General features: G+C 65.7%; 8 protein-coding genes. 7 read left to right on the top strand and 1 reads right to left on the bottom strand.

Going from position 1 to position 6,762, the window contains the following annotated elements:
• The 5 genes from Q0R16_RS11655 to Q0R16_RS11635 all read left to right on the top strand — a co-directional run.
• Window positions 1-416, top strand: a 416-nt coding sequence (locus Q0R16_RS11655; protein ID WP_295636067.1) for a hypothetical protein, incomplete at its 5' end; no start/stop codon positions are given.
• 7 nt (window positions 417-423) lie between these two features.
• Window positions 424-849, top strand: a complete 426-nt coding sequence (locus Q0R16_RS11650; protein WP_295636066.1) for a hypothetical protein — start codon at window positions 424-426, stop codon at window positions 847-849.
• Complete coding sequence (locus Q0R16_RS11645; protein WP_295636065.1) at window positions 846-2,771, top strand: acetyl/propionyl/methylcrotonyl-CoA carboxylase subunit alpha; 1,926 nt, start codon at window positions 846-848, stop codon at window positions 2,769-2,771. Before Q0R16_RS11650 ends, Q0R16_RS11645 begins: the two co-directional genes overlap by 4 nt.
• The gene (locus tag Q0R16_RS11640) at window positions 2,771-3,220 is read left to right on the top strand and encodes a MaoC family dehydratase (RefSeq protein ID WP_295636064.1); all 450 of its coding nucleotides are present in this window, start codon (window positions 2,771-2,773) and stop codon (window positions 3,218-3,220) included. Before Q0R16_RS11645 ends, Q0R16_RS11640 begins: the two co-directional genes overlap by 1 nt.
• A 199-nt stretch (window positions 3,221-3,419) precedes the next feature.
• Window positions 3,420-3,737 (top strand): hypothetical protein, encoded by a 318-nt coding sequence (locus tag Q0R16_RS11635; protein WP_295636063.1) that lies wholly within the window; start codon window positions 3,420-3,422, stop codon window positions 3,735-3,737.
• Between the two features lie 4 nt (window positions 3,738-3,741).
• Here the strand turns inward: Q0R16_RS11635 and Q0R16_RS11630 are convergent, their stop codons facing one another.
• A complete protein-coding gene (locus Q0R16_RS11630) occupies window positions 3,742-4,539 on the bottom strand; it encodes an enoyl-CoA hydratase/isomerase family protein (RefSeq protein ID WP_295636062.1) in 798 nt (265 codons plus the stop codon).
• A 204-nt stretch (window positions 4,540-4,743) separates the two neighbouring features.
• On the opposite strand from Q0R16_RS11630, the gene Q0R16_RS11625 reads away from it, so the two are divergent.
• Window positions 4,744-5,526 (top strand): polysaccharide deacetylase family protein, encoded by a 783-nt coding sequence (locus tag Q0R16_RS11625; RefSeq protein ID WP_295636061.1) that lies wholly within the window; start codon window positions 4,744-4,746, stop codon window positions 5,524-5,526.
• Window positions 5,523-6,752, top strand: a complete 1,230-nt coding sequence (locus Q0R16_RS11620; RefSeq protein WP_295636060.1) for a glycosyltransferase — start codon at window positions 5,523-5,525, stop codon at window positions 6,750-6,752. Before Q0R16_RS11625 ends, Q0R16_RS11620 begins: the two co-directional genes overlap by 4 nt.
• The last annotated feature ends 10 nt before the right edge of the window (window positions 6,753-6,762 follow it).

Here is a 6,762-nt window from a genome sequence, read left to right as displayed (position 1 = left end):
GCACTGCCTTGCCGCCGCCCGCAAGCGAGGAGGGCCAAGTCATGGTCCCGGTCAACGCCGCGCTCGCCGCGATCGGCGCGCGCGATGCGGTCGCGCTCGGGCAGACGATGCGCTCCGATGCCACCACCACCACCGCCACCGCCACCGAAGGCGCCACAGCGACCATCGCCCACAAGACGCGCGACGAATTTCTCGCCCGCTTTGGACCCGGCGCCGAGCGGTTCGAAGAGCGGCTTGCAGACCCCGCGATCGAGATCGACGGCAATATCGCGATGGTTTGGGGCCGCTACACCTTCCTGATCGACGGCAAGGTCCATCACTGCGGCTATGACCATTTCGATCTGATCCGTGACAGTGCCGGCTGGAAAATCCAGAATCTCACCTGGTCGTCACGCACCACCGGTTGCACGGACTGATCGTGCGATGATGTCCGATGTCGCGCATGTGGTCATGGCAGAGCCGTGGTGGACCAGGGCGGTGATGGCGCTCGCCTTCGCCTATGCGCTTGGCAGCCTCACCCTGCTTCGCGTGCAGATCGTCGGGCGCGATCTTCGCGGGTTCGGCGCGCGGCTGCGGATGCGGGCTCGGCTGAGCCTTGAAAAGTCGGGCTATATCGGCGCGCTGATGGCGCGGCATACCTTGCTGGTGACGATGAATGTCCTCGCGCTCAATTTATCGCTCAACCTGCTCAACGCCGTGCGGTCGGCCAGCGATGCCGGCACTTACGGTCTGCTCAAGCAGGTACTCGGTTGGCTGGCTTTCACTTGCGCGGCCGAGGTCATCGTAATCGCCGCGATCATCCTGGCCTTGTGCAACGCCGTGATCCGCCTCGCAGAGGACAACACATGATCCAATCGCTCCTCATCGCCAATCGTGGCGAAATCGCCTGCCGTGTGATCCGCACCGCGCGCCGCATGGGCATTCGCACCGTCGCGGTATATTCCGACGCCGATGCCAAGGCGCTGCACGTGCGGCAGGCCGACGAGGCGGTGCACATCGGCCCGTCGCCGGCGCGCGAGAGCTATCTGGTGGGTGAGAAGATCATCGCAGCGGCCAAGGCCACCGGCGCCGAGGCGATCCATCCCGGCTATGGCTTCCTGTCGGAGAACGCCGAATTCGCGCAGGCCGTCATCGATGCGGGGCTGGTATGGGTCGGTCCCAAGCCTGCCTCGATCACCGCGATGGGTCTGAAAGACGCGGCCAAGGCGCGGATGATCGCGGCGGGCGTGCCGGTCACGCCCGGCTATCTGGGCGAGGATCAGTCGCCCGAACGGCTGCGCGCGGAAGCCGACGCGATCGGCTATCCGGTGCTGATCAAGGCGGTCGCGGGCGGGGGCGGCAAGGGCATGCGGCGGGTCGAGGCGGGGGCGGACTTCGCAGATGCGCTTGATTCGTGCCGGCGCGAGGCGGCTTCGTCGTTCGGCGATGATCGCGTGCTGATCGAGAAATATGTGCTCAGCCCGCGCCACATCGAGGTGCAGGTGTTCGGCGACAGCCACGGCAACGTGGTCCACTTGTTCGAACGCGATTGCTCGCTCCAGCGCCGCCACCAGAAGGTGATCGAGGAAGCCCCCGCGCCGGGCATGGATGCCGTCACGCGCGAGGCGATCTGCGCGGCGGCGGTGCGCGCGGCGAAGGCGGTCGATTACGAAGGCGCGGGCACGATCGAGTTCATCGCCGACGCCAGCGAGGGCCTGCGCGCCGATCGCATCTGGTTCATGGAAATGAACACGCGGTTGCAGGTGGAACACCCGGTCACCGAGGAGATCACCGGGGTCGACTTGGTCGAATGGCAATTGCGCGTGGCCAGCGGTGAGGTGTTGCCCAAGCGGCAGGACGAATTGTCGATCCACGGCTGGGCGATGGAAGCGCGGTTGTATGCGGAGGACCCGGCGAAGGGATTCTTGCCGAGTGTGGGGCGGTTGGATTTGTTCCGCCTTCCACAGACGTTGCGAATCGAGACGGGAAGTGTCGAAGGCGGGACCGTCAGTCCGTTTTACGATCCGATGATTGCCAAGCTTGTGGTCCATGCCGAGACCCGAAGTGAAGCTGTCCGCGATCTTCAAGGCGCATGTTGTAAGGTCATGATCGAACCGGTGAAGACGAACGCATGGTTCCTTGCGCTGCTGCTAGGCGCTCCCGAATTTCTATCCGGAGTGACAACAACAGGGTTCATCGGTGGTAACACCGATGCTCTTTGCAGACCTCCTCAGCCCGCCGCAGCGATGTTGCAAGCGGCAGCCGACCAAGCAATCTTCCACGATGACTTCGTCAAGGGAAGAGTAGGTGACCCCGAGTTCGACTTGCTCAACGGCACGCTCGGCTTTCGGTTGAATGCTGTCCCGAACCGTTCCGTTCGGCTCGATATCGACGGCCAACCAACGACTGTCGACTATCAACCCGGCGGTGAGCAGGCCTATTGGGATTCCGGCGCAAGCTGGAGTCAGCTTGCCCAGACCACAGTCCTTTTTTCAGATGGCGCGGCTTTTGAAACTCGACCAGCCCGCATCGACGGCTCCGGCCACCACTCTGCCCACGACGGCGACATCCTCTCCCCCATGCCCGGCAAGATCATCGCGGTCGAGGTCGCGGCGGGGCAGGCGGTGACCAAGGGGCAGAAGTTGCTCACGCTCGAAGCGATGAAGATGGAGCACACGCTCACCGCGCCGTTCGATGGCGTGGTTGCGGAATTGAACGCGCATGCCGGCGGGCAGGTGCAGGTCGAGGCGCTGCTGGTGCGGATCGAACCCGCTGAAAAGGATGCAAGCTGATGGCCGGCAAGTATTTCGACGAATGGCAAGTGGGTGAGCGGATCGAGCACGAAATCCGCCGCACCGTCACCGAAACCGACAACCTGATGTTCACGGTGATGACGCACAACGCGCAGCCGCTGCATCTCGATGCCGAGTTCGCCAAGGCGAGCGAATTCGGGCGCATCCTCGTCAACGGCACTTTCACGTTCTCGCTGATGGTCGGCGTTTCGGTCAGCGACACCACGCTCGGCACGCTGGTCGCCAACCTGGGCTACGACAAGCTGGTGATGCCCAGCCCGGTGTTCATCGGCGATACGCTGCGCGCGTCGACCACGATTGCCGAATTGAAGGACAGCAAGTCGCGCCCGCAGGCCGGCATCGTCACCTTCGCGCACGAAATGCACAACCAGCGCGACGAAGTGGTGTGCAAATGCCTGCGCATGGCGCTGGTCAAGCGCCGACCATAATAAGCGCTGATCGAGCGCTAGCCGGGCTGATCGCGGCGCCAGCACCGCGCACAAATGCTGACTCGAATATGTCCTTTCGGAAACCATTCCCGGAAGTCGGATCGAAACGCTTATCGGTCATTTTTGGCACCATCGGCCAAGACATGCCGCGATCCACGGGCCGCCAAGGGCCCTGACAATACCCGGGAAGGGAACGACGATGACGATAATCAAGCCCGGTCTGGTTGCCGCCGCGCTGCTGGTGCTCGCCCCGGCTGCGCAGGCGCAGACCGCGCAAATCGGCAATCCCATGGTGACCGAGCGCGGAGCCGCCGGCAGGCAGGTCATCGAACTTGACATGGCGGCTCTTGCCGATCCGGCTCCGAAGCGCGCATCGAACCGCCTGGCATCGGCGGCCCCCACCGCAGCCGAACCGGTCGCCGCCGTTCGCGCTTCGACGACACGCAAGCGTTACCCGAAAAACGTCGGCCTATACGGTGATGCGCCGCTGATCGCGCTGCTCGGCTGGGCCCACTGAACGCTCAGCGTTCGCCGTAAACAGGCGCACGTTTCTCCATGAACGCCATTCGCGCTTCGGCGGCATCGGCGGTTTGTGCGAGCAGGACCTGCTGGCGATCCTCCAGCGCGAACGCCGCCTCCATCGAGCCGGCATCGATGTTGAGATTGAGCGCGTCCTTGGTCAGCCGCAACCCCATCGGTGAAGTCAGCAGCATCTCGTCGGCCAGCGCCAGCGCCTTGTCGGGCAGGCTCTCGGCGGGCACGATTTCGCTGACCAGCCCGCAGCCCAGCGCCCTTTCCGCCGTCATGAACCGCCCGGTCAGCAAGTACTCGCTCGCCACCGACGATCCCACCAGCCGCGGCAGAAAATAGCTGGCGCCCATGTCGCACCCGCCCAGCCCGATGCGGATATAGGCGGCGTTCATGCGCAAATCGGGCGCGGCATAGCGCACGTCGCTGGCCAGCAGCAGCGAGAAGCCACCCCCGCACGCCGCGCCTTGCGCGCAGGCAATCACCGGTTGCGGGCACCGCCGCATCGCCTGCATCACCCGCGCGATCATCCGCTGGGTGCGCCAGGTGTGGTGCACGGGACTGGCGCGTTCATCGCGCGGCCACCCGCCAAGATCGAGCCCCGCACAAAACGCGCGGCCCTCGGCGCGCAGGATCACCACGCGCACCTCGGGCCGATCGGCCAGTGCGGTAAAATATCCGCCCAGCGCCGCGATCATCGGCTCGTCCATCGCATTGAGCTTTTCGGGCCGATCGAGCGTGACCACCGCCACCGCCCCGCGTTCCTCGATCCTGACCGATTGCTGCGTCATCGCACTCTCCCTTGTTGCCGCGCATTCCGCCGGCGGGCTGTCATGTCATACTCTTGCCGCATTGATGCGGTCCAGAGCGACCGAGCTTGTCAGCAGCGTGTCAGCGTCCGGTTGACAATCGTCTTTCCCCGACGCAGGTCGCGCGGCGAGATGGCAGGGCGGATGGGCGGCGGGTCCACGAAACGAACGGAATCGGGAGCAGGTTTGACGGCACACGCTGCCCCAGAAACCGGACAGCGCTCGCTCGCGGGCACCAAGCGGTTGCTGGTCTCGATCCACGATGTCGGCCCGCGCTCCGAGGGCGCGGTCGATCGCTTGCGCGACTTGCTTTCGCGGCACGTGCCAGAAGACCGCCAAGCGCTGTTGGTCGTGCCCGATCACTGGGCCGAAGCGCCGCTTGTGCCGGGATCGCCGTTCGCCGCGCGGCTGCGGGGCTGGGCTGAAACCGGTGCGGACATTTTCGTCCACGGCTGGTTCCACAAGGACCTTGCCACGCATGACGGGTTTGGCGCGCGGCTCAAGGCCCAGCACATGACCGCGGGCGAGGGCGAATTCCTGGGGCTGGACCATTCCACCGCGCTCGACCGCATGGAGCGGGGGCGCGCGCTGATCGAGGGCATCACCGGCCGCGCGGTCACCGGCTTCATCGCCCCGGCGTGGCTTTATGGTGATGGCGCAAAGCAGGCGCTCGGCGATGCCGGGTTCGCCTTGGCCGAAGATCACTGGAAAGTGTGGCAACCGGCCAGCGGACGCGTGCTGGTGCGCGGGCCGGTGCTGACCTGGGCCAGCCGCAGCCGCGCTCGCATCGCCTCGTCGCTGTTCGCCGCGCGTGCGCTGGCGCCGGTGCTGTCGGCGTCGAAAGTGGCGCGGATCGGCGTGCATCCCGGCGATGTCGGCGTGCCCGCGATCCTGGCGAGCATCGATCGTTCGGTCGGGCGGCTGATGCGCAGCCACGTGCCTTCCCGATACAGAGATCTGGCCGCATGAAGATCCTGACCTTCATCCACTCGTTCCATCCCGGCGGGGTCGAGCGTGTAGCGCTGCGGCTGGTGCGCGATTGGCGCGCACGGGGCATCGATGCGCCGCTGTTCGTCGGCCGGGCCGAGGGCGTCATGCTGGGCGACGTGGGCAAGGATCTGGCGTTCGATACCCCGCGCCAGCCACGCTGGGGCAGCGCGTGGTGGGAAACCTTCTGGATGATCCACACGCTGCCCCGCGCGATCCGGGCGGAGCGGCCCGACGTGCTGTTCTGCGCGGGCAACAGCTATACCGTGGTTGCGTTTTTCACCAAAGTCCGGCTGGGCCGGCGCTGTCCGCCGATCCTGGTGAAGATCAGCAACGAACTGCAATGGCGGCACAAATCGGGTTGGGCGCGGTTCTGGTACCGCATCTGGCTGTGGCTGCAGGCGCGCACCTTCACCGCCGTGGTGGCGATGGAATCAGCGATGGTCCCTGAGATCGTGCGCTACCTCCACGTGCGGCCCGACCAGGTTACCGTGATCCCCGATCCCGCGCTGACCGGCGAACTGCTCGATGCGCTTGGTTCGGCGCCAAGACCGGCTTGGCGGCCAGGGCAGCCGCGTCGCTTCGTCGCGGTGGGCCGGCTGGTGGGGCAGAAGAACCTGCCGTTGATGCTCGATGCTTTCGTGCGCGGGGCCGGGCCGCAGGATACGCTCGACCTGATCGGCGAGGGGGACGAACGCGCCGCGCTTGAAGCGCAAGCCAAGGCGCTCGGGCTGGGTGAGCGGGTGCGTTTTGTCGGCTATCGACCCGAACCGGCGCTCGATCTTGGCCGTTATCACGCGCTGTTGCTGTCATCGGACTTCGAAGGCGTGCCCGCGGTGCTGCTCGAAGCGCTGGCGGTCGGGATCGACATTGTCGCGAGCGATTGCAGTGCCAGCGTGGCTTCGCTGCTCGGGAGCGGCCGCTTTGGCTATCTCGTCCCGGTGCGTGATTGCGATGCGCTGGCGGCGGCCATCGCCGCGCTCGTGCCCGGAACGCAGGACCGCGCCGGCAGCTTCGCCCAGGTCCGCGCCTTCACCACGCAAGCGGCCGGGCCGGCATATGCGCGATTTGCAGCCGGGATCGCCGGAAAACCGGTACTGATGCATGATGTCGATCGCGGCGATGCTGTGGTGGACAGCATTTTGTACGCAACGGGTGCAGCGCCGATCGCGGCTGACCACGAGGCCATTCATGCCTCGGTCATCTGAATTCGGCCTG

Origin of the sequence: Novosphingobium sp., assembly GCF_025351285.1 — a bacterium.
Taxonomy (GTDB): Bacteria; Pseudomonadota; Alphaproteobacteria; order Sphingomonadales; family Sphingomonadaceae; genus Novosphingobium.
This window is presented reverse-complemented; position numbering and strand designations above follow the sequence as displayed.